27 protein-coding genes are annotated in these 26,070 nt (G+C 43.8%); 18 read left to right on the top strand and 9 right to left on the bottom strand.

Features of this window, described 5'->3' with window-relative positions:
• The first annotated feature begins 355 nt into the window (after positions 1 to 355).
• Complete coding sequence (locus tag IM485_RS06770) at positions 356 to 592, top strand: transposase (RefSeq protein WP_353846003.1); 237 nt, start codon at positions 356 to 358, stop codon at positions 590 to 592.
• A 94-nt stretch (positions 593 to 686) separates the two neighbouring features.
• Positions 687 to 1,970 carry a TldD/PmbA family protein gene (locus IM485_RS06765; RefSeq protein ID WP_104396419.1) on the top strand — a complete coding sequence of 428 codons (1,284 nt, stop codon included), beginning with the start codon at positions 687 to 689 and terminating at the stop codon, positions 1,968 to 1,970.
• Positions 1,971 to 2,407: 437 nt separating this feature from the next.
• On the opposite strand, the gene IM485_RS06760 is transcribed toward IM485_RS06765, so the two are convergent.
• Positions 2,408 to 4,090, bottom strand: a complete 1,683-nt coding sequence (locus tag IM485_RS06760) for a hypothetical protein (RefSeq protein WP_104396418.1) — start codon at positions 4,088 to 4,090, stop codon at positions 2,408 to 2,410.
• A gap of 190 nt (positions 4,091 to 4,280) precedes the next feature.
• Between IM485_RS06760 and bchD the strand changes: the two genes are divergently transcribed.
• Positions 4,281 to 6,278 carry a magnesium chelatase ATPase subunit D gene (gene bchD, locus IM485_RS06755; protein WP_287742102.1) on the top strand — a complete coding sequence of 666 codons (1,998 nt, stop codon included), beginning with the start codon at positions 4,281 to 4,283 and terminating at the stop codon, positions 6,276 to 6,278.
• Here the strand turns inward: bchD and IM485_RS06750 are convergent.
• Positions 6,216 to 6,398 carry a hypothetical protein gene (locus tag IM485_RS06750; RefSeq protein ID WP_287742100.1) on the bottom strand — a complete coding sequence of 61 codons (183 nt, stop codon included), beginning with the start codon at positions 6,396 to 6,398 and terminating at the stop codon, positions 6,216 to 6,218. The two genes, bchD and IM485_RS06750, sit on opposite strands and share 63 nt — an antisense overlap.
• A 309-nt stretch (positions 6,399 to 6,707) precedes the next feature.
• Between IM485_RS06750 and IM485_RS06745 the strand changes: the two genes are divergently transcribed.
• The 4 genes from IM485_RS06745 to ispD all read left to right on the top strand — a co-directional run bounded on the left by IM485_RS06745 (position 6,708) and on the right by ispD (position 9,725).
• Positions 6,708 to 7,211: a hypothetical protein gene (locus IM485_RS06745; RefSeq protein WP_104396415.1), complete on the top strand. Its 504-nt coding sequence runs from the start codon at positions 6,708 to 6,710 to the stop codon at positions 7,209 to 7,211.
• A gap of 10 nt (positions 7,212 to 7,221) precedes the next feature.
• A complete protein-coding gene (locus IM485_RS06740; RefSeq protein ID WP_287742098.1) occupies positions 7,222 to 8,112 on the top strand; it encodes a hypothetical protein in 891 nt (296 codons plus the stop codon).
• Positions 8,113 to 8,476: 364 nt separating this feature from the next.
• Positions 8,477 to 8,875, top strand: a complete 399-nt coding sequence (locus IM485_RS06735) for a DUF1824 family protein (protein ID WP_104396413.1) — start codon at positions 8,477 to 8,479, stop codon at positions 8,873 to 8,875.
• Positions 8,876 to 9,044: 169 nt separating this feature from the next.
• Positions 9,045 to 9,725 carry a 2-C-methyl-D-erythritol 4-phosphate cytidylyltransferase gene (gene ispD, locus IM485_RS06730; RefSeq protein ID WP_287742094.1) on the top strand — a complete coding sequence of 227 codons (681 nt, stop codon included), beginning with the start codon at positions 9,045 to 9,047 and terminating at the stop codon, positions 9,723 to 9,725.
• On the opposite strand, the gene IM485_RS06725 is transcribed toward ispD, so the two are convergent.
• Entirely contained in the window at positions 9,720 to 10,337 is a 618-nt protein-coding gene (locus tag IM485_RS06725; protein ID WP_104396411.1) for a serine O-acetyltransferase, read from the bottom strand. The genes ispD and IM485_RS06725 overlap by 6 nt on opposite strands.
• 104 nt (positions 10,338 to 10,441) lie before the next feature.
• Here IM485_RS06725 and IM485_RS06720 point away from each other — a divergent pair, with 104 nt between their 5' ends.
• Complete coding sequence (locus IM485_RS06720) at positions 10,442 to 11,392, top strand: glycosyltransferase family 2 protein (protein ID WP_104396410.1); 951 nt, start codon at positions 10,442 to 10,444, stop codon at positions 11,390 to 11,392.
• 123 nt (positions 11,393 to 11,515) lie between these two features.
• Here IM485_RS06720 and IM485_RS06715 read toward each other — a convergent pair whose 3' ends face one another.
• Positions 11,516 to 11,689: a type II toxin-antitoxin system HicB family antitoxin gene (locus IM485_RS06715; RefSeq protein ID WP_104396409.1), complete on the bottom strand. Its 174-nt coding sequence runs from the start codon at positions 11,687 to 11,689 to the stop codon at positions 11,516 to 11,518.
• Between the two features lie 187 nt (positions 11,690 to 11,876).
• Here IM485_RS06715 and menB point away from each other — a divergent pair, with 187 nt between their 5' ends.
• From menB to IM485_RS06700, 3 genes are all read left to right on the top strand, one after another.
• Positions 11,877 to 12,710, top strand: a complete 834-nt coding sequence (menB, locus tag IM485_RS06710; RefSeq protein ID WP_002743375.1) for a 1,4-dihydroxy-2-naphthoyl-CoA synthase — start codon at positions 11,877 to 11,879, stop codon at positions 12,708 to 12,710.
• Between the two features lie 275 nt (positions 12,711 to 12,985).
• Positions 12,986 to 13,288, top strand: a complete 303-nt coding sequence (rbp, locus tag IM485_RS06705; protein ID WP_104396408.1) for an RNA-binding regulator — start codon at positions 12,986 to 12,988, stop codon at positions 13,286 to 13,288.
• A 279-nt stretch (positions 13,289 to 13,567) separates the two neighbouring features.
• Positions 13,568 to 14,653: a glycosyltransferase family 4 protein gene (locus IM485_RS06700; RefSeq protein WP_287742089.1), complete on the top strand. Its 1,086-nt coding sequence runs from the start codon at positions 13,568 to 13,570 to the stop codon at positions 14,651 to 14,653.
• 28 nt (positions 14,654 to 14,681) lie between these two features.
• Here IM485_RS06700 and IM485_RS06695 read toward each other — a convergent pair whose 3' ends face one another.
• Both IM485_RS06695 and IM485_RS06690 read right to left on the bottom strand, forming a co-directional pair.
• Positions 14,682 to 15,452 carry an FkbM family methyltransferase gene (locus IM485_RS06695; RefSeq protein ID WP_287742087.1) on the bottom strand — a complete coding sequence of 257 codons (771 nt, stop codon included), beginning with the start codon at positions 15,450 to 15,452 and terminating at the stop codon, positions 14,682 to 14,684.
• Between the two features lie 411 nt (positions 15,453 to 15,863).
• Positions 15,864 to 16,481, bottom strand: a complete 618-nt coding sequence (locus IM485_RS06690; RefSeq protein WP_004161440.1) for a DedA family protein — start codon at positions 16,479 to 16,481, stop codon at positions 15,864 to 15,866.
• 69 nt (positions 16,482 to 16,550) lie between these two features.
• On the opposite strand from IM485_RS06690, the gene IM485_RS06685 reads away from it, so the two are divergent.
• The 6 genes from IM485_RS06685 (at position 16,551) to IM485_RS06660 (ending at position 22,574) form a co-directional block, all read left to right on the top strand.
• On the top strand, positions 16,551 to 17,090 hold the full coding sequence (locus IM485_RS06685; protein WP_194016349.1) for a pentapeptide repeat-containing protein: 540 nt from the start codon (positions 16,551 to 16,553) through the stop codon (positions 17,088 to 17,090).
• Between the two features lie 529 nt (positions 17,091 to 17,619).
• Positions 17,620 to 19,239 carry an ABC transporter substrate-binding protein gene (locus IM485_RS06680; protein WP_287742085.1) on the top strand — a complete coding sequence of 540 codons (1,620 nt, stop codon included), beginning with the start codon at positions 17,620 to 17,622 and terminating at the stop codon, positions 19,237 to 19,239.
• Positions 19,240 to 19,245: 6 nt separating this feature from the next.
• Positions 19,246 to 19,371, top strand: a complete 126-nt coding sequence (locus IM485_RS06675; RefSeq protein WP_265578346.1) for a hypothetical protein — start codon at positions 19,246 to 19,248, stop codon at positions 19,369 to 19,371.
• A 29-nt stretch (positions 19,372 to 19,400) separates the two neighbouring features.
• Positions 19,401 to 19,925 carry an acetolactate synthase small subunit gene (gene ilvN / locus IM485_RS06670; protein ID WP_002743360.1) on the top strand — a complete coding sequence of 175 codons (525 nt, stop codon included), beginning with the start codon at positions 19,401 to 19,403 and terminating at the stop codon, positions 19,923 to 19,925.
• A 90-nt stretch (positions 19,926 to 20,015) separates the two neighbouring features.
• Complete coding sequence (locus tag IM485_RS06665) at positions 20,016 to 22,268, top strand: PBP1A family penicillin-binding protein (protein WP_287742082.1); 2,253 nt, start codon at positions 20,016 to 20,018, stop codon at positions 22,266 to 22,268.
• A gap of 180 nt (positions 22,269 to 22,448) precedes the next feature.
• Positions 22,449 to 22,574 carry a hypothetical protein gene (locus tag IM485_RS06660; protein ID WP_287742079.1) on the top strand — a complete coding sequence of 42 codons (126 nt, stop codon included), beginning with the start codon at positions 22,449 to 22,451 and terminating at the stop codon, positions 22,572 to 22,574.
• A gap of 1 nt (position 22,575) precedes the next feature.
• On the opposite strand, the gene IM485_RS06655 is transcribed toward IM485_RS06660, so the two are convergent.
• The gene (locus IM485_RS06655) at positions 22,576 to 23,139 is read right to left on the bottom strand and encodes a calcium-binding protein (RefSeq protein ID WP_502882161.1); all 564 of its coding nucleotides are present in this window, start codon (positions 23,137 to 23,139) and stop codon (positions 22,576 to 22,578) included.
• Between the two features lie 76 nt (positions 23,140 to 23,215).
• Here IM485_RS06655 and IM485_RS06645 point away from each other — a divergent pair, with 76 nt between their 5' ends.
• Positions 23,216 to 23,722, top strand: coding sequence for a hypothetical protein (locus IM485_RS06645; protein ID WP_287742112.1), 507 nt, complete (start codon positions 23,216 to 23,218; stop codon positions 23,720 to 23,722).
• A 249-nt stretch (positions 23,723 to 23,971) separates the two neighbouring features.
• On the opposite strand, the gene pgsA is transcribed toward IM485_RS06645, so the two are convergent.
• Complete coding sequence (pgsA, locus tag IM485_RS06640) at positions 23,972 to 24,526, bottom strand: CDP-diacylglycerol--glycerol-3-phosphate 3-phosphatidyltransferase (RefSeq protein ID WP_104396401.1); 555 nt, start codon at positions 24,524 to 24,526, stop codon at positions 23,972 to 23,974.
• A 304-nt stretch (positions 24,527 to 24,830) separates the two neighbouring features.
• Positions 24,831 to 25,925, bottom strand: coding sequence for a fatty acid desaturase family protein (locus IM485_RS06635; RefSeq protein ID WP_104396400.1), 1,095 nt, complete (start codon positions 25,923 to 25,925; stop codon positions 24,831 to 24,833).
• Positions 25,926 to 26,070 lie beyond the last annotated feature (145 nt).

Below are 26,070 nucleotides of genomic sequence, written 5' to 3'. Positions count from 1 at the left end.
ACATAACTCTTTAATTCTTTTTTCCTTTTCTGATAACATTGAATTATTCCTACCATCTAGCTATATTCTGAATTGTAAGTTATAAATATTATAATCTCATTTCTCTTTGTGATCAAGTTGAAGATTTTCTAGTTTTTGACGACTCTAAGCATTAATACTCATTGCATAAGTGAGATGCTCCCTAATTGTGACATTTTCCTAGACTCCTCGACTTATCTGGCGACTATTTTAATTATTATACTAAATACCTTGAGTAAGTAAGTGGTTTCGATTAAATTGAAGATAGATTTTGTCTTTAATCCCCCCTTAATAAGGTAGGGTATATAACATTTTTTAACACCTACCTACTTAGAATATAATATTTCAGCCGCTTTTTTACTTTATAAAACTATCATTCAAAACTTATAAATTCAATATAATCGAATACACAATTAAACTTGATATTTCTGTAATGCTTAATTCCTTAAAAGCGGTTGCTAGTCGCAGATATAAACAAGCTGCTTATTCTAAATCAGATGGGAAAGATGCTCTTTGGTCTCCTAGTTATTTTGTTTCTTCTGTGGGAGGTGTGCCATTGGCAGTTCTTAAGTGATATATTAGAGATCAAGAAAAGCCGTCGTAGAACGACGGGGTTTTAAACCCAAATTTTCGATAATCAGATAGCTATCATCTCAAAAACTATCACCATGACGATCGATCCGCAACAACTCATCGAACTAGCTCTCAAATCGGGAGCGGTGGCAGCCGAAGTTTATCAATCTTCCTCCCTTTCCCATCCCGTTTTTTTTGAGGCTAATCGTCTCAAACAGCTAGAAAGTTCTGAATCCGTGGGAACTGCCTTAAGATTATGGCGCGAGGGTTGTCCGGGGTTAGCGGTGGGTTATGGTGATGTGGAACCGGAAATTTTAGTAGAAACGGCGTTAAATTTATCCTATCTCAATGCCCCCGAAGAAATCGAATTTTCGGCGCCACGACAGGCAATTTATGACCCGATTGGGCAGGATGTGGCGGTAGAATCTTTAATCGAGATGGGTAATCAAATGATTGGCCAAATTCGCCAAGTTTATCCTGAGGTTATTTGTAGTGGTGAATGGGAATGTGAACGGGAAATCACCCGTTTGGTTAATTCCCAGGGTTTATATTGTCAATATACCGATACAGCTTTGAGTTATTATCTGGGGATTGAATGGGTGCGGGGGGAAGATTTTCTCGCGGTTTATGATGGGGAATATACTCGCAGTACACCTCATCCCGATACGGTAATTAAACAGTTATTGCAGCGACTACAATGGGCTGCCAATAATGTGGATAGTCCCACGGGAAAATTACCAATTTTATTGACCTCTAATGCAGTTACCCTGTTATGGGGAACGGTGGCGATGGCTTTAAATGGGAAACAGATCTTAGAAAAGTCTTCGCCCTGGAGTGATAAAATCGGTCAATCGGTGATGTCAGAAAAGTTGACGTTATCCCAACAACCGGAGCAAGAACCCTATAGTTGTCCCTTTGATGATGAGGGAACTCCTACTAAATTTTTATCTTTAATTGAGGGAGGTAGAGTTAAAGAATTCTATAGCGATCGTACCACGGCCAGATTATTAAAAACTCCTGCGACGGGAAACGGTTTTCGTCCCGGTTTAGGGGTTTATCCCATGCCGGATTTAGTTAATTTAATCGTGGCACCGGGAGAGGGAACTTTAGAGGATTTAATCTCGCAAATAGATGAAGGCTTAGTTATCGACCAAATTTTAGGTCATGGGGCCGATATTTCGGGCGATTTTTCTGTCAATATCGATCTGGGTTATCGCATAGAAAAGGGCAAAATCACCGGACGAGTTAAAGATACAATGGTGACGGGAAATGTTTATACGGCTTTGCAGAATTTAATCGCTTTGGGGTCCGATAATCAATGGAATGGTTCCTGTTATACTCCCTCGCTAATCGTTGATAGTTTATCGGTGGTGGGTTAAATCAGTTATCAGTTATCAGTTATCAGTTATCAGTTATCAGTTCACTGAGATTAACTCAGCCTACTTTTTGGGGTTAATTTTTTGGGTTCTTCCGAACTTACACTGTAGAAAACTCCCCAAGCTCCCTCTCTGTCCAGCAATGCTCTAAAGTTGATAAATATCAATCTAACAAAAACTCAAAGCCCTATTATACAAGCTTTACAAGTATGAGTTGTTGATAGTTTGACATGACAGGTTCGGTAGAGCCATTTTTTGGGGCTTTATTTGACCTGAAAAGAGGGGGTCGCAGGCAGGCACGGATTCCCATTCTATAAGCAATTATCTGTCAAGTCGTGGGGTTTTGTCAAGCTTTTTTGGGAAAAAAAATTAACCGATACTCAAGGGGAGAAAATTGTCGGCAGAGATATTATTTAATCTCCCCTGTGAGTCGGTATTTTTCAGCTTGGCATTAACGCTTTAGTTGCCGAGGCACCAAGGCGATTTAATTGCCGATTAATTTGCCACCCGACGATGGTTAAACCCAACCACTGACTGAAGATTGCTAAAGCAAAAGAGGGAAGTGTAGCGTATTTAGTAGCGGCAATGGGAAGAAAAGTAAAAAACCATAACAGCGGAGATTGACTGGGATTAACTCGCAAGACAGCGAAACAGAGGAAGGGGAAAATAATCAAAATGCCGATGCTAGTGGCTGCCAGCAAAGCGCGTTTATTTGTGCTGGCTAACATCAATAATTGGACGATAGCGGCATAGACTAAAATCATGTTCATTGCCAAGAGAAACCCGGCTGCAGTGGCTAGTTTATATTGATGGAGAGGGGCGATAAAAATAGCGGGAAGGATGAATAAAATGGCAATGGCGAGGTTAACAGCCATGGCTAGGGTAGAAGGACTTTTTTCGCCAAAGATTAAAGCTTTCCCCAGACTAATGCCCTTTTTTCCTTGTAGATGACGATAGCGCGCCCAATCTTGGAGAGTTTGACGGGGGGGAGTGAGGGCAAAAAGGATTAACAAGCCAAAAATCGCCACAAAAACGCTAAGAATCGCAAAATTATCGAAAAGATAGCTCGGTTCCAGAGTTTGGAAGACAAAACCTAGGCTAATAGCGCTAAAATAGCCCATCAACCAGTAACTTTGGGGTTTACTAACAAGAGTAGCGAGGGGATTATGGAAGCGACGCTGGAGAATTCTGGTTAAACCGTAGGTGCAGAGGGCAAAATTGAGCAAAATTAAGCTAATACCCATTATAACCGATTGCCAGATAGATTGACCGTACCAACGCAGATCAAAGATTTGTGAGATTCCTAGATAGCGTACCGCATCGGGGGGGAGAAAGGTAGATTTAACTAGATAGGGGAGGACAAAACTAGGATTAAAGAGAATTAACCAATCAAAGGGAGTACGGGAACCACCATAGCCTGATAAAGTAAAAATACTGCTATAAAACACAAAGATTAAGACTGTTGCGCTGCCTAACCAGGGTTGAAATCCCCCTAACCATGGCGTGGCTAAAGCGAAACTAAGGGCGGCATGATAGAAAAAGGCACAACTAGCGATCAAAACGGCGTAGAAGGCTAAAATTAACGACAAGGGAATACCTGCTAATAAACCCGCTCCCAAGTGAAAGGGTAAAGCGAGAAGACAGACGAGATAGAGGAGAATGGGAACCCCGAAAATTTTGCCGATAAAAATCGTTTTGGCGGGTTGGGGACTCAGACGGATAAAATTAAGTGTACCCCGGCGCTCTTCCCCGGAAAGATCGGCGATTAATTGATAGGTTCCCACCACTAAAAGAGCGAAAATGCCGGTAATACTCAGAAAAGTGAAGATATCTAACCACCATAACCGGGAGATAATCATCCATTGACCATTTAAGTCTTGGATACAGTATCTAATCCCACTATAGGGATAATAATCGTTGGTATGGGGGGGATTAGCGGTACAGTAACGACTAAATCCCGCCCCTACGGGCAAGAGATTTTCGTAGTACAAATAAACTAATAATTGACCAACTAGGGAGATAACCGAGGCGATCGAGATATTTTTCGGGGTTAATCTTCCTTGCCATTCTCGCATAATTTGCGGGTTGGTTTCCGTAAGGCGATCGATTATTGTCACTATCATATTTCTGTCCTCTCTACAGCCGTTATCAGGAGCTAATCCTAGGTTAACCCAGTAACTTCTCGATCGGTTCGGGGAGAAAGAACTCGATCGAGATGCAGCTAAAATCTGGGTTCGGGAATCAAAAAGGGAAAAGTGCCGGACCCGGGAGCTTCTGTTTTACACTAGAATTTGGCCGCCTGAATCTATATCTATGCCCACTCTGACCCTCAATTTTCCCCTGACTGCCGTTGTCGGCCAAGAAGCGATTAAATTAGCCCTACTTTTAGCCGCCGTGGATCCCGCCCTGGGGGGTGTGGTAATTGCCGGTCGTCGGGGAACCGCCAAATCAGTCATGGCGCGAGCGATACATTCCCTACTGCCACCGATCGAAATTATCGCAGGTAATGTCTTTAATTGTGATCCCAACAATGCCGACGAATGGGACGATCGCACTAAAGAAGAATATAGCAGTGGAGAGGTCGCCACGGAAGTTATCCGGGCCCCTTTCGTGCAGATTCCCCTAGGAGTCACCGAGGATCGTTTATTAGGTTCCGTCGATGTGGAAGAATCGGTGAAACAGGGGGAACCAGTCTTTCAACCCGGTTTATTAGCCAGCGCCCATCGGGGAATTCTCTACATCGATGAAATTAATCTACTTGATGACCAAATTGCTAACCAATTACTAACAGTTTTAAGCGAAGGACGTAACCAAATCGAACGGGAAGGCATCAGTTTTCAACATCCCTGCAAACCGATCCTGATCGCTACTTATAACCCAGAAGAAGGGGATTTACGAACCCATTTATTAGATAGAATTGCCATTGCGCTTTCCGCCGATGGTGTCCTTAGTTTAGACCAACGAGTCACCGCCGTCAATCAGGCGATCGAGTATGCTGTTTCTCCCACCGCTTTTATCGCCCAATATGCCCAAGAAATCGATGATCTAAAAACCGAAATTATTCTGGCGAGGGAATGGTTAAAAGAGGTAAAAATTAAACCCGAACAAATTAGTTATCTAGTCGAAGAAGCGGTGCGCGGTAGGGTAGAAGGTCATCGCGCCGAGATTTTTGCCGTGAGAGTAGCCAAGGCGGCGGCGGCTTTAGAAGGTCGGGATTTAGTCAGTGCCGATGACTTAAAAAGAGCCGTCGAATTAGTTATTGTACCTCGATCGCTGATTACGCCACCACCTCCGGAACAGGAACAACAGCCACCGCCACCACCGCCACCACCGGAACCGCCCCAAGACGAAAACCAGCAGGAACAGGAAGAAAAAGAGGAGGAGAAAGAGGAAGAAAAAGAGCCGGAACAGCCCGATAATCTGCCAGAAGAATTTGTTTTCGACCCGGAAGGGGTTTTACTGGATCCCAGTGTGTTGTATTTTGCCCAGATGGCCCAGCGTCAGGGGAAATCGGGGGCGCGTAACCTGATTTTCTCGGAAGATAGAGGACGTTATATTAAGCCGATGTTACCCCGGGGCAAGGTGAAAAGAGTCGCCGTCGATGCCACTCTCCGGGCGGCCGCCCCCTATCAAAAAGCCCGTCGCTTGAGGAATCCCGAACGTCATGTGATTATAGAAGAAGGGGATCTGCGCTCAAAACGGCTGGCCCGCAATGCCGGTTCTTTAATTGTCTTTGTGGTCGATGCCTCCGGTTCCATGGCCCTGAATCGGATGCAGTCGGCCAAAGGTGCGGTTATGCGTCTGTTAACGGAAGCTTACGAAAATCGCGACCAGATTGCCCTGATTCCTTTCCGGGGTGAGCGAGCAGATGTACTATTACCACCGACCAAATCGATTACCCTAGCGAAAAAACGTCTAGAAACCCTGCCCTGTGGTGGCGGTTCCCCCTTAGCCCACGGTTTAACCCAAGCGGTTCATGTGGGGATGAATGCCCGTTTATCGGGGGATATCGGTCAAGTGGTGGTTGTGGCGATTACCGACGGGAGAAGTAATATTCCTTTGGCGAAATCTCTAGGCGAACCGATTCCGGAGGGGGAAAAACCCGATATTAAGGCAGAACTGCTCGATATTGCCGCTAAAATTCGCTCTTTAGGCATTAAACTGCTGGTTATCGATACGGAGAAAAAATTCGTCTCCACTGGTTTTGCCAAAGAATTAGCCCTAAAAGCCGGGGGTAAATATTATCATCTACCCCGGGCCACGGAACAAGCGATCGCATCTATGGCGCGAGGGGCAATTGCGGGACTGTAGCTGGGGTTTGCCGAAAAAGGTTTTCCTGGGGGCAGGGTGTGGGGTGTGGGGTGTGGGGTGTGGGGTGTGGGGTGTAGGGAAGGAAACCTCTTTCATCTGTGGGGGTGAAAATTTTTTCATCGGGACTGCCTCCTGCCTTCGTTATTGACTCGAATTTTGCTGATTTTCTGTTTTTTTTCGGTCCAGTGTGACAGCATCTAGAAAAACTGGCTCTTCTAGGTTCTGTGTGATCAGTTTAACTTACATAGGATCGATCGATCTTTGTGTCCTCTGTGTCTCTGTGGTTCCTTCCACTCCCTCGCTAGGAGGAATGTATCTTAGAATACATTTTACCCACCAAACCTGGGAGAGCCAAAAACTTAACAATAATAAGCAATAAGCGAGAGATATACTACAAACAAACATGAGCAAGTTTTAATTAAGATAACTATGAGCTTTCGATTTGGCAAAATCTTGATAGCAGGGGTATTAGCGACACTTTTGCTAGTAACTTCCTGTGCTAAAGCTCCCTCGCAATTTGACCAAGCGCAACAAGAAAGTACCGCTCGCGGGGCGGCGGCAGTGGTGAAAGAATCCACCTCTGGCGGCAGTTTTAATCAGTTTTTCCCGCCTTCTGGGGGAGGATACGAGCGCGTCTATACCCAGGAGAAAAAAGGCTTTGCCGAAGCAAAACTGAAGCAAGAGGGCAAAGTTCTGGCTATGTTAGCCATATCTGACATTAGCAATAATCCCGCCGCGGCCAATAAATTCCAAGACAGTCAAACCACGATTAAAGGTTTTCCCTCTGTGGAACAGGGTACAACCGCCACCGCCGTTTTAGTCAATAATCGCTATCAAGTCAAGGTTTTATCGCGGGATACGGATTTTACCGCCAGCGATCGCCAAGCTTGGTTAGCTAAGTTCGATTTAGATGGTTTAGCAAAATTAAAGTAAGGAGACATCCGTGAGTAAGCCAATTTTTCAACTGGTGGACGAATTACCGACGAATAATCTCACCGTCAAAGTCCTTAAAACCCTTGATTATGTGGTGCCGGGAGAGTGGGATAACCTAGTCGGGTTTAAAAATACGATTATCAAAGTCACGGGTGAAACCGACGAAAGCATGATCCAACAGATTGGCGATCGAGCCGTTTGGTTGTTTAATGATAAATCCCAGGGCTATCAACGGGCGCTCTGGCTCTACCAAACCATCGACAGCGCCGATAATGCCCTAGCCGCCGCCTCTCTTGCTAATGCCGTCGGTGGTAAAATTCCCCTCATGGGCGGTTTAATCGAAAGATTAACCCCTGCTCCCGAAAAAGCGCAAACCATCGATCTAACCCTGAAATTAGTGACCGAATTAGTCGCTTTTTGTCAAATTAATGGCATTCCGGGGGATAGTATCGGGGATTTCGTCGCTTCTCTGGGAGATTATAGCGGCGAATCCTTAATGCGGATGGCGGCGTTAGTTTGTTTGGATGGTTTAATCCCTCTGGGGGGCAGTTTTATCCGCAAAGTGGAATCGAGCCTCAGCATTCTCAGGCCGGAAGAATTAGAATCTAACTCCACTTTCGGCAGTATTAAAGAATTGATTCCGGGGGGAAATACTGCCAGAAAATTAGACTTTATCGGTCAAAGTTTCGACTCCACTAAAGGTTGGATGAGTGGTTTTGTCAGCGAGCGCAGTTTGAGCCAGCAGGGATTATTGAGCAAAATTCAGGGATTTATCGACTTTTCTGCCGATAAATTGGTGTATGTTGGGGCATTCCTCGATATGACCACCAATTACTATGAACATACTGGCATTCAAACCCTGGCTCGTCGTTTAATCGAAAGAGCGGTGGCGGAAATTTAACTGCAAGACTCTGAAACAACCGAAGAAAAAGCCCTAGAAAAATGGGAGGAGTTGACTGAAGCTACTGAGATCCTATCTCACCAGAAATGCTCCTCTTTTCCCCTCAGGATGTAGGTGTTTACTTTGGCTATCAAAAAGCAGCGCGTAAAATGACCGCACAAAATGGAGCGATCGAACAACCCCGATAAATTTTCCTGTCCCCAACCTGATATGATCGAAATTGGCGATCTTACGATTCAGACCAATGCAAAATTTTCCTATCTCTAAACCCCAATGATTTAGGGCTTTTTTTCTTAGGAATTTGTCGTTAAGGACAGCAGCACCAGCTTATTTTTTATCTTTAGCCCCGCCTATATAACCGCTCATGTCTATTGAAGAAGCCTTGAAACTCCTAAAAGAATATGGATGTATTAAACTAAAAATTGCCCAATCTTCTGAAGAAGAAGAAGCTTTAAAACAGGCAATTTTATTAGTTAACCAAGGTTCGGAATCAATTAATTTAGGTATCTGTGCCGATAACAATGAAGAGGGATTTAAAGCCCTAAAAAGTTATCTACAAGCCCTAGGATACCCCCTACCTAATACTCTCCCAGAAGACCAGCCGGAACTGGGAGCGGTGTATATTAAATATAATACCCAAAGACAAGCTTCCTATCTCGATTCCTACACGGGAACCTATCGCGGTGTCCTGATTTCTTGTCAATCAGAAAATGATCAATTAGTCGGTACTTATGGTCACTTTTCCCTCGATTTATTCTCTTAAGAGGCATAGTTTTGGGGTTATTGAAGCGATTAACAATCATCGGCACCCCCCTGATCAAGGGGTGATTAAGGGGGGATCTATCTTCAATTCAATTGAAACCACTTACTTAACAAGCAAAAAGCTCCCCACTCCTGTCCACTGAATTCTTAACTTTTTACCTGAAAAAAATATGTATTTGTTAATTCCAGCAGCGGGAATGGGTAAACGGATGGGTAGCGATCGCAATAAGTTACTGCTCACCCTGCACGGAAAACCGCTCCTCGCTTGGACTTTGCTGGCTGCCATGCAATCCAGGGCAATTATCTGGATTGGGATTATGGCACAACCGGAAGACTTTGAGGAGATCCGAGAAATTATCACCGCCATAAATGCCCTTAAACCCGTGCAAATCATCCAAGGAGGCGAAACCAGACAAAAATCGGTTTACAATGGCTTACAAGCCCTACCAGAGGGGGCTGAGACGGTTTTAATTCACGATGGGGCGCGCTGTTTAGCCACTCCCGAATTATTTGATCGCTGTGCCGCCGCTTTAGCCACTTGTCAGGGTTTCATTGCGGCGATTCCGGTGAAAGATACGATTAAAATTGTCGATAGCAAGGGCTGGATTGAGGATACACCGGATCGCTCGCGGTTGTGGGCGGCCCAAACGCCCCAGGGTTTTCAGGTAAAATTATTAAAAGAATGTCATGAACAGGGGCGAAAATTAGATTGGGAAGTCACCGACGATGCCGCCTTATTAGAAAAATGTGGTTTTCCCGTCAAAATTGTCGTCGGTGAAGAAACTAACTTAAAAATTACTACCCCCGGAGATCTGGCAATTGCCGAATATATTTTAAGTCAACGTTTATAATTTTTCATCTACTTTAACGCCGTCCCGTTTAATAATACGAGCGGGAATACCCACCACCACACAATTAGCTGGAACATCTTTGACTACCACTGCATTTGCGCCCACGGTGACATTATCGCCGATGGTAATGTTTCCTAAGACTTTAGCACCGGCGGTAATCGTGACATTATTGCCAATTTTGGGCCGACCGCTTTTATCTTTATAGCCAATTGTTACCTGTTGATTAATCCAACAGTTATCGCCCAAATCCGCCATAACAATCGTACTAAAACCGTGTTGAATAAATAATCCTTTGCCAATGGAACAGGAAGAATCTAGAAATAAGTAGGAACTTTCTCGATAGAAAAACCTAAGAATATACATTAAAAAACGGCTAAATGAACCACCTTGAAAAAGACGACAATAATATAAATTTCTAAATTCTTTTGCCTCCAGACACAGAGCTAATAATTGTAACCAATCTGCTCTTTTTTCCCGGCCTAATAACTCTACCCAACGCCGCACATCACCTAAGATAAGCTCTCGATTATTAGCTACCTCAAAGGCAATGATTAAAGGGGAGAGCCAAAGAATACCCGCATAGAAAAATAATTTTCGGAAGAAACTTTTCATCGTTGGTCTAAAATAAGTGACAATAGACTTGCTTTTTGTTGCTCTTGATTATAGTAGTATTGTAGCGAATAGTTCAACCGTCGCCCGTTTATTGGACTCCAACGATGTCAACTACCTTACAGTTCTTTCCCGAAGTATCCGTGATCGTGCCAATTTATAACGGGGAGAAAGATCTAGCCCCTCTCATTGATTGTTTAGCCAAACAGACCTATCCCCGTCAATTAGTTGAATTTATTTTAGTTGATAATAATAGTAGCGATCGCACGGCAGAATTATTAGGGAAGGCAGCACAAGAACAGCGGGGACTGAACCTGATCATTTTAAGCGAAAATCACATACAAAGCTCCTACGCAGCCCGTAACAAAGGGATCAAAAGCGCTCGTTATCCTTTTTTGGCCTTTACCGATGCCGATTGTCGTCCCGCACCGCAATGGTTGACAGAACTGGTTCAACCCTTTAAAGATAATAGGATTGGTCTGGTAGCGGGTGAAATTGCCGCCTTAACTGGTTCCACTTGGTTGGAAAAGTATGCGGAACGTCGTCACTTTATGTCACCAAAATTTCTTTTAGAACATTCTTTTTGTCCCTACGGTCAAACTGCTAACCTCGCTATTCGTCGAGAAGCTTTTCAAAAAGTTGGTTTATTTCGTCCTTATTTAACTACCGGTGGTGATGCCGATATCTGTTGGCGTATTCAACAACAAACTGACTGGCAATTAACCTACGCACCGGAGGCAATTATTTACCATCGTCATCGTTCCACCTTAGAAGACTTAAGAAGTCAATTAAAACGTTATGGGCGATCAAATCGCTATCTTCACGAATTGCACGGTGTCGAATTGATGCGAGCTTTAACCAATCAAGAGTTATTTTTTACTCTCGGTCGTTGGTTATTAAAAGAGCTACCAAAAAATACCCTAAAGTTACTGTTTGGTAAAGCAGATTTAGTAGATTTATTGGGTACTCCCCTGGATTTAATTGGGTTTCAGTCCCGCAGCCAGGGACAGGCCACGGCTAAACTACCCGAAAAAGCTAAAGAAATCGAATGGCTTTAATTCAGTTATCAGTTATCAGTTATCAGTTATCAGTTATCAGATATGAGTTTTCAGTTCACTGATCAGTCATCGGTTATCAGATGTAAGTTTTCAGTTCACTGATTACTGATTACTGTTTACTGATTACTGTTTACTGATTAAGATTTCCTCCATGGTTTCTCCCTGAGTGAAACATCCTGGAATATCCTTAATTTCTGATACATATCCCCCGTCATCATCAGGATAAATTGTTATGGGATATTTTAACCCCAAATAAAACTCTAATGATTCAAGCTTAGTTTTATTACTTGTACTCATATTTTTACCTCTTTAAAGTTAGCAAATAGGATCAATATATTTTGAATAAACACTCAGAAAATATCAAGAAGGGAATCAGCTTTAAACCTTGTCCGTCAACTATCCATTCCCCTATTCTGGCGCTCCCCGCTTCAAAGTGGGGGACAAAATGAGGTAAGGTGAAAAAGCTGTGCCTATAACCGAGACTATGAGCGTTGAATGGCAATCCGTCAAAACCTACGAGGATATTCTTTACCATAAATGGGGGGGGATCGCCAAAATTACCATCAATCGCCCCCATAAGCGTAATGCCTTCCGTCCGAAGACAGTTTTTGAGCTTTACGACGCTTTCTGTGATGCTCGCGAGGATGCCCGCATTGGGGTAGTATTGCTCACGGGTGCAGGTCCCCACAGCGACGGCAAATATGCTTTTTGTTCCGGTGGCGATCAGACAGTGCGCGGTCAGGCGGGTTATATTGGCGATGATGGCGTACCCCGGCTCAATGTGCTGGATTTACAGAAATTAATTCGCTCCATCCCCAAGGTAGTTATCGCGCTGGTGGCGGGTTATGCGGTCGGGGGTGGTCATGTTTTACACTTGGTTTGTGATTTAACCTTAGCGGCGGATAACGCCATTTTTGGCCAGACCGGTCCGAAAGTGGGCAGTTTTGACGGCGGTTTTGGCTCTAGTTATCTGGCCCGGGTGGTCGGTCAGAAAAAAGCTCGCGAGATTTGGTTTCTCTGTCGGCAGTATAACGCCCAACAAGCTTTAGAAATGGGTTTGGTTAACCATGTCGTCCCGGTAGAGGAATTAGAGCAGGAAGGGGTTAAATGGTCCTTAGAAATTCTCGAAAAAAGTCCCTTGGCGATTCGCTGCCTAAAATCGGCTTTTAATGCTGATTGTGATGGTCAAGCGGGTTTACAGGAGTTAGCAGGCAATGCCACTTTACTCTACTATATGACCGCCGAAGGAGCCGAAGGTAAGCAGGCTTTCCTGGAAAAACGTCCCCCCGATTTTAGTCAATATCCTTGGCTACCCTAATCAGTGAGCAGTAAACGGTAATCAGTAATCAGTGAAAAGAAAGCAGAAAACCGCCGTGTAATACTGCTCACTTAATACTCCCTACTCCTACTGATCACTGATCACTGATCACCGATCACTGATAACTGATCACTGATAAGCTATGCTAGTTTAGAGAGAGTAGTTAGGTTCGGTAGCAGCATTGGTTTCAAACAGAAGTGGTTTTTCCCTGATGGCCTTGACTGGGTTGTGTCCGATCTCCTTCTCGAAATGGCTGTGATATTGGGAGACAATCCATGACGATTTACGTTGGTAATCTGGTTTATGAGGTCACGACAAGTGACTTGCAAGAGGTATTCGCTGAATACGGCACGGTTAGTCGCGTTTACTTGCCCGTAGATCGGGAAACGGGTAAAGTGCGCGGTTTTGGTTTTGTGGAAATGTCCTCCGATGAGGAAGAAGCAAAAGCGATCGAAACTCTTGACGGGGCCGAATGGATGGGACGACAGATGAAAGTCAACAAAGCTCGTCCCAAAGAAGATAATTTTGGTGGTGGTGGCGGCGGTGATCGCAAAAACTTCGGGCGCCGGGAACGTTAAACAGATTCTTGGAAAATTCCAGAAGCGGTTATTTCTGATAACCGCTTTCTTATCGATAATTAATCAATCTGCGTCTGTTTTCTCACATCCTAATACCCGATCCGGACATTTCATCGTTTTGACGAAAAAAGCTAACGGACGCGAGGATACCCGTTCGTCCATAGATTTTGAGAATGTTATCAGGAAAAATCAAGATTTGATTCGCACCTACTCCTGTCCACCTTATTTGTTCTGATTTTCCCATCATCATCCAACCGCTGCCATAAACTTTGACAAAAAATGAAGATAGCAATCATCACAGCAACTCCCCAAAATGTCAAGCTCGGAAGTGGTACCTTCGTCACCAATATCCATCTGACTAACGAGTTACGCTCCCAGGGTCATCTGGTTGATGTCTTCTCGCCGGCCAAAGCATCGGGGCCGTTAGGCTATATGGCGCATCGCTTTCTTTGGAATTGGCGACTCGATCCCCGTCGCTTTGACGACTATGATCTGGTGGTAGGTTACGATATGGATGGTTACGCCATCAGCGATCGCCTGAAAGTCCCTTTTATCGTTTATATTCTTGGTATTATTGCCGATGAAGCTACCTTTGAGCGGGGTTGGGTGCGAACTTCCTTAGAATTGATGGCAAAAGCCGAGAAAGTGAGCGTCCATCGTGCGGATCTGGTCATCTCTATCAGTGAGTATTCGCGTACTAGACTCAAGCAACTTTATCAGTATGATGGCAATATCGAAATTGTTCACTCTCTAATTGATCTTAAAGGGTGGGATGCAGCGGTCGCCTCGGTCAAGTATGAGGAAAAAAACCGCGAGCAGAGGAGGCCGACGGTGTTTTGTGTCGGTGTCCAGTATCCTCGCAAAAATGTTGCTACTTTGATCCGCGCCGCCGCAATTCTCCGCCGTCAAATACCCGATGTAGAGGTACGAATTGCCAGCAAAGGTCCTGAATGGAATAATTTACGCCGTCTAGCACAAGAACTCAATTTAGAGCAAAATGTTAATTTTCTCGGCTATCTTTCCTATCAAGAACTGATCCAAGAATATCTTGATTGTCAAGTTTTTTGTTTACCTAGTCTGCAAGAAGGATTTGGCCTAGTTTTTGCTGAAGCTATGGCCAGTTATAAACCGATTGTCGCCAGTCGTTCTTCCTCGACACCGGAGTTGATTGAAGATGGTGTACAAGGTCTATTAGCCAATCCCTTAGATGCTGAAGATTTAGCCAGTAAATTAGCAGAAGTGCTTCTAAATCCAGAAAAAGCTCGTTCCTTAGGGAAAGCAGGTAGAGCGAAAGTTTCAGAATTTGATGCACCGATTATTGCCCAACGTTTCAGTCAGTTATTAACCAATTTTCTAGAAAAATAGATTAAATTTGACAATGAAAATTTAACTACTAACGCACAGCGTATAAATGGAAAATATCCACGAATGTCGAAGGTAACAGTTCTCTTTTTTCTAGTTGAATTTTGAAGCCGTTATCTGCCAGCATTTGGCTTATTTGCTTTAAGCGTCCCTTCTGATCGTGAATTTCAGCCACTATTTGCTTAATTTTTGGCCAGTCTTTAGCTTCGATGCTTTGAAATACTTCGTATTCTTCTCCTTCCACGTCAATTTTCAATAAATCGATGGAGTCAATACCGAGTTCATTAATTACGGAGGATAGAGTTCTTACTTCACAGGCTACTTGTTCTTTTTCTTGGAAAAACTCTTCAAACAAATTTTCTATTTTTGGGTAATTCTGATCCACTTGAATATCTTCTAATTCAGCCAGGGTATCCTCTGGCTTTGTGGTTGAATTAGCAGACATATTGGGATAAAAAGTGAAGATTTTTGCTGGGTTATTTTCTGAACTTAATCCACAGTTAAATAAAACAACATCCTCTAAAGAATGCAAATGAATATTTTTTTTCAAAACCTCAAAAGTTGGCTTGATTGGCTCAAAGGCGAAAACTTTTGCTGTTGGTTCAACTCCCTTGACAAAAATAGAGAATAGACCGATATTGGCTCCAACATCAAAGACCACATCGCCTTCTTTGATGACGATATCATGCCCTTCATATTGCCTTTCAGTAAATATTTCCGAAAAAATGTATTCTGTTTCCTCTTTGCTACTACTGTAGTAACATTCCAATCCATTAGAAAAAGTAATTTTTTTGGCTATCACCGTCGATGTATAGTTGTAATCTTGGACAAAATTATATTAACACCATGAATAGCTTCCCGTCAAGAATGAGGTAACAAGCCCCCTTTTCCGGTGGATAAAAATTATAGTCATTTCAGATAAGTCTGAATAAACTCCAGACCGTTTAAACCCTTATAAACTCTGACATTGATATTCTCAATCTTAATTAGGGTTTACTGAAAAACTTTTTCAGCAGACCCTAATTATGCAAGAGATTTACTCGACCGAATCTAAGACCTAATTGGTTAAGCTAAAAGCTTTGATGTGCCTAGTTTATAACCTTCTTTTTAGGTAGGAGAATTGTCAGATTCTGTCTTTTGCCTGTTGCCTCTTGCCTTCAAAAGCTGATAACTGATAACTGATAACTGATAACTGATAACTGAAATGACGGACTTAAGCCACCTTTTTCCGTGACTCAAGGATGGGGTGAATAATTGTCCAAGCCAGGACGATAATTAAAGCCAAGATACCAAAACGAGCCATAGAACTAACTAACTGGTGCAAGGGGAACAAACGGCCTAAAAAGAAAGATAATGTCACCATAATAGTCGCCCACACCGTCGCCCCACCCAGATTACAGAGGAAAAAGCGACCGTAGGGCATTCGGGCAATTCCCGCCATGGGACCGGCAAAGATTCTTAACAAAGCCACGAAACGACCGAAAAAGACCGCCCGGGGTGCATTTTTACTAAATTGATCCTTGGCTAATTCTAGTTTTTGAGGCGGAATCCGAAAGAATTTGCCAACTTTTAACAAAAACGGCCAACCTCCAGCGCGACCGAGCCAATAGCCAAAATTATCGCCCAAAACTGCTCCTGTAATTGCGCTGACTAAAACTAACCAATAGTTTAAATCACCGCTACCGGCAAGGAAGCCGCCGACAATGGTGATGGTTTCTCCCGGGATGGGAATCCCCATATTTTCGAGGGTGATGCCGATAAATACTGCCCAGTATCCGTATTGGTGGGCGATTTCTTCAATATTTTCTAGGGATAATAGCTCTAGGGACATGGAGCGCTTTCTTAACAAAGGTTTACGAATATTCTAAGATATTTTTACAGTATTTAACCGTGGCTGAACATGACTTTTCCCAGTATTGATTTATTAGCAATTCGTCAGGGTGAGATAAAAGATTTAGCGGGCATGAACTTGTCAGGGGCTGATTTAGCGGGTGCAGACCTAGCAGGGGCGAATTTACGGGCAAATTTACGCGGTGCTGACCTCACGGGGGCAAATTTAAGGGGAGCAGATTTTCGTAATGCCGATTTACGCGGGGCAATTCTCCTCGATGCGATCGTCACTGGGGCAAGTTTGGCCGGTGCTTTTTTAGCCGGGGCGGTTTTTAATCATCTAGATTTGTCCGGGGCAGATTTTCGCGGCGTCGATGGCCGGGGAGTGAGTTTTGTTGGGGCGATTTTAACCCACGCGGATTTTACTAGCGCTAATCTGTCCGGGGCAGATCTGTCGGCAACCGATTTAGAGGAAGCAATTTTTTTCGGGGCGATTTTACGCGGAACAAATTTTACTGATGCCAATCTTCTTTGTGCTAATTTAGCCTCGGCAGTAACCACGGGGGCAATTTTCGATCGAGCTTGTTTAGAAGGGACAGGATTAACCTAAATGGCTGATGGATAAGACCTCTTGTAAAAATCAAAAATTGTTGTTAGGGTTGGGAGTCAGTAGCCAGCAGTCAGGAGTCAGGAGAATTAAGAATGAATAATAATCAGTTAAATGGTCTATTTATAGACTTTATGCCATTTAATCCTTATTTCTGCCGTTTTTGAACTCTGAAAAATTAATTATGCAAGAGGTTTATAAAAGAAGATCAGTTTCTAATCAGTTGCTGTCACCTGCTCTAGGTTTAAAAATCTTGACCATTTCCCTGTTTATCTGCCTCCATAGCTCCAGCTATTCTGAACCATTTAACCCCTTTTCTACCCTAAGTCTTCTTCTTGTGCAAATTGATCAAGTTTTTGCCATCCTCGACCAGAAAATTTAGTTTAATTGTCTGGGTAATCAGTCCAGTTATTGAAGAATTTTCCCCAACCAATTAAGCAATCAATTTACTTACTTAAGGGAACCTAGAAGAAAAGACTATGCACAAAAATGATAGGATTGATTGATACCTAGCTGCCGTTAATCGCCCTCGATGAAACCTTTACGCCGACTTTACCGCTATTTAAGTTTATTTTGCCTCTGTCTTCTTCTGACTGTGGGCTGTCAGTCCACTAATTCCAATTTACCCCAGGGGAATAGCGATCGCCTGATAATTGGGACAACCCTAAAACCACGCTCGATCGATCCGGCCGATAGTTATGAGTTAGCGGGACTTTTTATTATTTATAATCTCGGTGAAACTCTCTACACTTACGGGGAAGGAACCACTAATTTAAAGCCTCTCCTAGCCACGGAATTGCCCAAAATTAGCCCCGATGGGTTGACTTATACTATACCATTACGTCGAGGAGTTATCTTTCATGATGGCACGGTTTTTAACGCGGAGGCGATGAAGTTTTCCCTAGAAAGATTCATCAAAAATGGTGGGGAACCTTCCTTTCTTCTCCGGGATACAATTGATAAAATCACCGCCAGCAAAGAAGACGAAATTACTATTAAATTAACCAGACCTTTTGCCGCTTTTCCCGCTCTTTTAGCTTATCCCGGAGCCTGTGCGGTTTCACCCAAATTTTATCAAATTGGCGAGGGTAAATTCAAACCCGAAGAATTTATCGGCACAGGACATTATCGATTAAAAGCAGTTACCAGCGATTCTTTTAGTTTAGAAGCCTTCGATCGCTATTGGGGAGAACCAGCCAAAAATAAGGGAGTTAAGGTTCAAATTTATCTCTCTAATCCTGCCAATTTGTTTAACGGTTTTCAGACGGGTGCTGTGGATATTGCCTATCAATCTTTACTGCCTCCTCAAGTGAGAAAATTACGCACAGAAGCAGCCCAGGGAAAATGGCAAGCGATCGAATCTTCTGGGGCAGCAATTAACTTTATGAGCGTCAATCTCAAAAGTGAACCCACCGATAATATTTTAGTGCGACAAGCAATTGCTTCTCTAGTCGATCGAGATTTACTTAATGATCGCATTTTACAAGGTCAAGGCATCCCTCTTTTTAGTCTGATTCCTACTACTTTTTCCGAGTCACAACCGGTGTTTAAAGAGCGCTATGGCAACCATAACATAGAACAAGCCAAACAATTACTAAAAACTGCTGGTTATAGTCCAGAAAAACCCGCAATTGTAGAAGTTTGGCACTCCTCGGGATCGATTACTTCCAGCAGTGTGGCGGCAGTGATGAAAGCTCTAGCAAAACGGGATTTAGATAATATGATTCAATTTGAACCCAATAGTATCCTAGGCGCGGCCTTTTTCCGTAATATTAGCCGGGGACTTTATACCACTGCTCTATCTAATTGGTATCCCGATTTTTTGGATGCAGATAACTATATTTATCCCTTTTTAGATTGTGCTAAAGGTTCTCCAGAAACCGGCTGCGAAGAAGGCGGATCACAAAGTCAAGGCTCATTTTTTTATAGTCAAGAAATGAATCAATTAATCGCCCAATCCCGTCAGGAAAGTAACCCAGCCAAAAGAAAGCAAATTTTTGGCAAAATTCAAGAAATTCTCGCCGATGAAGTTCCCTATATTCCCCTTTGGCAAACCAAAGAATACGCTTTTGCTCGCCATGGCATCACGGGAGTTATCATCAATCCCAGTCAAACTTTTCCCTTCTGGACAATCGCCAAAAAATCCCGATAATTAATTATGAGTCAGCCGTCAGCTTTTGCTCCCCGGCTCGCCCTGCTGCTAGGGGGATTTTATCTGTTAAAATTTCTTATCGTCGTGGGGCGAAAACAAGCTGTTCTGGCCTTGCCTCCTGTCTTACAATAGTTAAATATAGGTTGTGTAGATAGATCGCCATGAAACACACATTATCCGTATTAGTTGAAGATGAAGCGGGAGTCTTAACCCGTATTGCTGGATTATTTGCCCGTCGCGGCTTTAATATTGAAAGTCTGGCCGTGGGTCCTGCCGAACAGATGGGAGTTTCTCGCATTACGATGGTAGTGCCAGGAGACGAGGACAGCATCGAACAGTTAACCAAACAACTTTACAAATTAATTAACGTCCTCAAGGTGCAGGATATCACCCAAACCCCTTGTGTGGAAAGGGAATTAATGCTGATTAAAGTTAATGCTACCGCCGAGCGCCGAGCAGAAGTGATCGAATTAGCGCAGGTATTCCGAGCGCGAATTGTGGATATTTCCGAGGAAACCCTGACCATCGAAGTGGTGGGGGATCCGGGTAAAATGGTGGCGATTATGCAAATGCTGAATAAATTTGGCGTTCGCGAGGTAGCCCGTACCGGTAAAATTGCTCTGATTCGCGAGTCGGGAGTCAATACGGAATACCTCAAAGCTTTAGAGGCTAAAATGGCAATTTAGGGATATTGGGGATGAATTGGGGTGTTAGGGTTTTAGTTGCAATTCCCCACTTCCCCACTTGCCTCCAGAAGCTGATAACTGATAAAAACTATGTCTAACCAGTCGCCGAAAACCCAAATTAGTCAACTTGTCACCGTTGCTGTGCAGAAATTGCAAGGAAAGGTGAATTTTCAGGCGGTAAATCTCAAAAAAGGGGCGAGAGTTCCCGAATTACGCCTTAAAAACGAGAATGGCAGCGGGGAAAGCAAATATCCCCTTATCGGCGATCGCTATTTGTTAGGCCGCAGTTCCAGTTCCTGTGATATTACTATCCGTAATACCGTGGTGAGTCAGATTCATTGTTCCCTGCAGCGTGACCCGAAAAATCCCCATAATTTCCTACTCACAGATGAAAACTCCACTAACGGGGTTTATATGGGTAAACGTCGTCTGAAAAGCGTTTCCCTGCGTCATGGTGATACCTTTACCCTGGCCCCTCCAGACTTAGCCAATTGTGTCACCATCTCCTATTACTGTCCCCCTCCCCTGTGGGCGAAACTTTTGCGCTATGGTTTCTACGGTGCGGGGGGTATTTTCGGTTTATTAGTTTTAGCGGTTATCTGGGAAAGTCGCAAAGTTAATGTTTATCCACTCCCTTCCGGGGTGAGCGGTCCGGTGGTGGTTTACCCTAGGGATGGTCAAACTCCCCTCAATCCCAGGCGACAGGAAACTCACCAAGAATTAGATAATCTGGGGGATTTTTCTCCCTATTTGCCCAAGGCGCTTGTCGCTTCCGAAGATAGTCGTTTTTACTGGCATTTTGGCGTTGATCCTTTCGGGATTGTCCGGGCTGTTATGATTAATTGGCAAGGTCAAGGCATTCGTCAAGGGGCCAGCACCCTGACTCAACAGTTAGCGCGTAGTTTATTTCCGGAAGTCGGTCGCCAAAATACTGCCGATCGCAAACTCCGGGAGGCTGTGGTCGCTTTACAATTAGAAGCGGTCTATAGTAAGGATACAATTCTCAAAACCTATCTCAATCGAGTTTATCTCGGTCTGGGCGGTTACGGTTTTGAAGACGCAGCCCGCTTTTATTTCGATAAATCCGCTAGAGATTTAGATATCTCCGAGGCTGCTACCCTTGTGGCTATGTTACCCGCCCCGAATTTATTTAATCCCATTCAAGATTACGACACTTCCGTACAATTACGCAATCGTGTCATCGATCGCATGGCCCAATTAGGCATGATTTCCCCAGAAGAGGCCGCCAGCGCTCGCAGATCCCGCATCGAAATCAGTCCCCAAGCTAAAAAATCCCTATCTAGTACGATTGCACCATATTTTTATAGTTACGTTTTCGAGGAATTACAGGACCTTTTAGGGGAAGAAGTGGCCAAAGAGGGCAATTTTATCGTTGAAACCAGTTTAGACCGCCGGCTGCAAGCGATCGCAGAAAAAAGCTTAAAAAATAATGTCTTAAACCAAGGCCCCCGCTATCGATACTCCCAAGGGGCTTTAGTTACCCTAAACAGTCAAACCGGGGAAATTCTCGCTTTAGTCGGGGGAGTTGACTATCAAAAAAGCCAATTTAACCGCGCTATCCAAGCTAAACGTCAACCCGGTTCCACTTTTAAGGTATTTGCTTATGCTGCCGCCCTAGAACAGGGAATATCGCCCTATAAAACCTATAGCTGCGCGGGACTTTCTTGGCAAGGACAGGCCTATTCTCCCTGTGAACGCAGTAGCGGGGCCATCAATATGTTTCAAGGTTTAGCGCAATCGGAAAATAGCGTCGCCCTTCGCATTGCTCGCGAGGCAGGATTAAGTAATGTGGTCAATGTGGCGGAACGTTTGGGGATAAAATCACCTTTAAATGCTGTACCGGGGCTAATTTTAGGGCAAAGCGAGGTAAATGTCTTGGAAATGACTGGCGCTTATGGGGTTTTTGACCACGGTGGGCGCTGGAATCGTCCCCACGCCATTAAACGCATTCTCGACGCTTCCGACTGTGAAAATGTGGAGGATTTGAGTACCTGTCGGGTTATTTATGACTATGGCGAGGATAACGAGAGAAATCAGCAGGTAATCTCCCCTAAAACCGCCGAGACGATGAATAGCCTATTGCGGGGGGTGATAACTAATGGTACAGGAGGCGCTGCCAGTATTGGCATGGGAGAAGCGGGTAAAACGGGAACCACTAATAATTATGTGGATCTCTGGTTTATCGGTTATCTTCCCCGTCGCCACTGGGTGACGGGCATTTGGTTAGGGAATGATAACAATTCCCCCACTTCCGGCAGCAGTCAACAGTCAGCCCGGTTATGGGGCGATTATCACCGTCAGTTAATCACTACACAAAACTAATCCCAATGACTCTCAAGCTCAGACGCATTTTAACCGTCTATCCTTAAGATTAGTGGAATCAACCACAAAGACACAAAGGACACAAAGATTAAACTTATCACACAAAGAGTGAGAGAGACGCCGAATCTCTCCCCAATCTCTTTACTGTTGCCTCTTGCCTTATCTCAACCAGCAATTTAAATGGTTCACAGTAATAAGGGTGTCCTAGCTCTAGCTAACACACCCACAGAGATTATTTCTGGTGGCTTAGTTTTACCCCAAAAATCCACAACTGCCCAACCCACCGCAGGGGAGGGACAGGCATAGATTAGACAATGACAATATAGGAGTGGTCGAAGGCTGCTGGTAAGTTAGTGAGGGTTGCGAGTTGAACCGAAGCAGTGGCACCAGTACCATCTCGGTCAAACCATAAGTTACCACTGGTAGTATTGTAGATAAATCTGGTAGCGGCATTACCACTGCCAGGTCCTGCCGTGGGACTAGAAAAGAATGCCGTACCAGGCAAAAGACCGGCAACCAGTCCGCTACCGGCGAAACCGGTGCCTGAGGCGGAGACTTGGATAAGATCAACTTGAGCGGTGCTAAAATCGTCGATGGTGTCAACGCCCTGATTGGTATTATTGTAAGCAAAATGATCAGCACCAGCACCACCAGTTAGGGTATCGTTTCCAGTACCACCCAATAGGGTATCGTTTCCAGTACCACCCAATAGGGTATCGTTTCCAGAACCACCATCTAGTGAATCGTCTCCAGCCTCACCATTTAGTGAATCGGATCCAGAATTACCCCTTAGATTGTCAGCGCCTAGGCCTCCGGTGATGGTATCGTTACTTAATCCACCGACTAGGGTATCGCCGAACGCACTACCTATAATGTTATAGGGAAGGGAATTGTTGATTGGTGCGATCGTAGTTTGACCAGCGGGTGCTGGTGCTGCGCCCAGAGATATGGTTGTCGTACCTGCGGCTTTCGTGAAAGTAGCACCGTCGATTGTTAGCTTATGGACGCCGCCAACGGTAGATCTAACAAAGGTCTGGCTATTTGCCGCCAGGTTAAGGCTCGTAGTAAAGCCAGGGACTGCTGTAGATGCAAGGGTTGCGCTAACAGCATCGCCTGCGTTGTTTATTCTCCAAACCGCATCGCCGTCATCGAAAAGGCCAATGAAAGTGAGATTATCGGCGGTAAGGCCTGTATTCGGCAGAGAAACGGGGAGAGTAGGATTGGAGTTCAGGACCTGGGCAACTGTCCCACTCCCAACACTGAAATTAACACCAGTGGGAGAACCGGAGAAGTCTAAAGTAATGGCCATAGTTTTTCCTTTGAATGATTTGTTTGAATCTGAAGAGTTTGACAATCTTCCTCCCGATTATTATATACCGGGAAAAAAAATGCAACTATTTTTTTGGGGGCTTGTTTCCTGGATTATTGCTCACGACCAGCATCTGCTAGGCTAAATTTGATTATGCCGCATCGGAAGACGATGCAAAATCCTGTCATAAGATGTTGACTATTTAAATTACTCGTTAAGACTGCATGGGAGTCCAGGAGAGGCGGAACGGGAGTTTGAGCATTTGTACTAAAGTTCCTGAGAGAGGGTATCGTTTGCCCTACAACTATTTTTAGGATGTCGTCTCTATCACCGCCGATTAGGCTATCGTTATTTTTTAGGTTTGTTTCCTCAATTATTGCTAGTGTGCGTTGTTTTATATCTGGTCAAGTTGTGAGCAATTGTGTGTTAATTTTTGTCCAGTTGTGACATAAATCACACCAGAAATTAAAGTTAATGCTACTGATAGCCAAAAAGCGATCTGAGCAATTAAGTTATATTCAGAAGGCAAGGGAGCAATCAAGAGAGCGATCGCGACAATTTGGCTGACTGTTTTGCTTTTTCCCCACCAATTAGCCCCTTTTATGTCGCTATTTCCTGTTAAATTGGGATTAATGCGCCAACCAGCGATCGCTAATTCCCGAGCGAGAATCAAAAATACTCCCCAAGCAGCAATTAAATCCATTTCAATGAGAGCTAAAAGAGGAGCGAGAACCAGCAATTTATCGACCAAAGGATCGAGAAATTTGCCTAATTCGGTGATTTGATTCAATTTTCGCGCTAAATAACCATCGAGCCAATCGGTGCTGGCAGCAATCAGAAAGATAATTAAACTTAACCAGCGATCGATTTCTGTGCCTTGGTGCAACCAGTATAAAATTAATGGCAGTCCCAAGAGTCGCGATAGGGTAATCGAGTTGGGTAGGTTCATTTTTCAGTGATCAGTAAACAGTAATCAGTAATCAGTGACCAGTAAATAGTGATCAGTAAACAGTAAACAGGTATAAAGATAAAGATAACGGCTCTTCTAGGTTCTGTGTGATAAGTTTAACTTACAGAGGATCGATCAATCTTTGTGTCCTTTGTGTCTTTGTGGTTCCTTCCACGCGCTCGCCAGAAAGAATGTATCTTAGAATACATTTTGCCCACCAAACCTAAGAGAGCCAGATAACTAACTAATTAATTAACTTAAAACTTACATCTGATAACTGATAACTGATAACTGATAACTGATTTTAGCTGGCTAATTTGAGATCGAAATTACTTTGTTTATTGCCCAATTGTCTGAGCCAACGATAATTATAAGTTAAAGCACCTCGCAGGGTGGGATAAACGGCATAATTAACGCCAAATTCTTGGCAAACTTCCGCTAAAATTGGGGCGATTTTAGGGTAGTGAATATGACAAATCTGCGGAAAAAGATGGTGAACGACTTGATAATTTAATCCCCCTAAATACCAATTTAAAAAAGCATTTTTGGGGGCAAAATCCACGGTAGTTCGCACTTGAAAAATTGCCCATTCGTCTTCGATTTGGTTGGTTTCCGAAGGTTGAATAAATTCGGCGGGTTCCAAAACGTGAGCTAACATAAATACATGACAGGCAAGCACTCCATAGGTCATAAAAGCAATTAGAAAACCGATCGCTATTTCTAGGGGACTATAACCAACTAGAAGAGGAATGCCAATAAACCAGAAGAGATAAACAATTTTTCCGCTCAATAAAACGAATAGATCGATCGGTTTAGGATTGGGAATTTTAATCTCGCCAAAACGATGACCAAAGAGAATAGAGCGCACATCGGAGAATGACCAATAGATAGGAATTATAGCGTAGAGAATCGGGATAAATAAATGTTGATAACGATGATACCATTTATGCTCGGCATGGGGAGTCATTCGCACCACACCATCGCCGTGAATTTCCACATCGTACCCTAAAACATTGGTGTAGGTATGATGGAGATAATTATGACGAAAACGCCAGAGATAACTGGAAGTACCGATGATATAATCGTAGCTCATGCCCATGAGAGAATTAACCCATTTTTTACTAGAATAGCCGCCATGGTTGGCATCATGACCAATGCTAAAACCAATCCCTGCTAATCCTCCCCCTAAAACCATGCAACCGATAATTTTTAGCCACCAGATATCTGGACCAAAAAGCACAAATAGCCAAGCGGCAATTACCCAGGTTAAAATCGCGATCGTCTTCAGATACATGGCCAAATTATCTCTGGTGGGGATGCCGTTTTCGGTAAAATAAGCATCAACCCGTTTATTCAATTCCTTTCTAAAACCCTGATTTTCGGTAAAGGTTACTCGCATTCCTATTTTTGTCCTAGAAGTTGGTATAACGGCAATTTGTAGCAGCTCAGAGTTAATTTATGAGTCTTTTGCTGGTTTGCTAAGGCTGTCTCACTATAACTGATAGTTTCTCATCAGTCTCTCATCTATTGTCAGAGAAAGAGGT

Source organism: Microcystis sp. M169S2 (genome assembly GCF_020245865.1).
GTDB lineage: Bacteria > Cyanobacteriota > Cyanobacteriia > Cyanobacteriales > Microcystaceae > Microcystis > Microcystis ichthyoblabe_A.
Note: the sequence above shows the minus strand (reverse complement) of the source record. Positions and strands in the feature narration are given on the sequence as shown.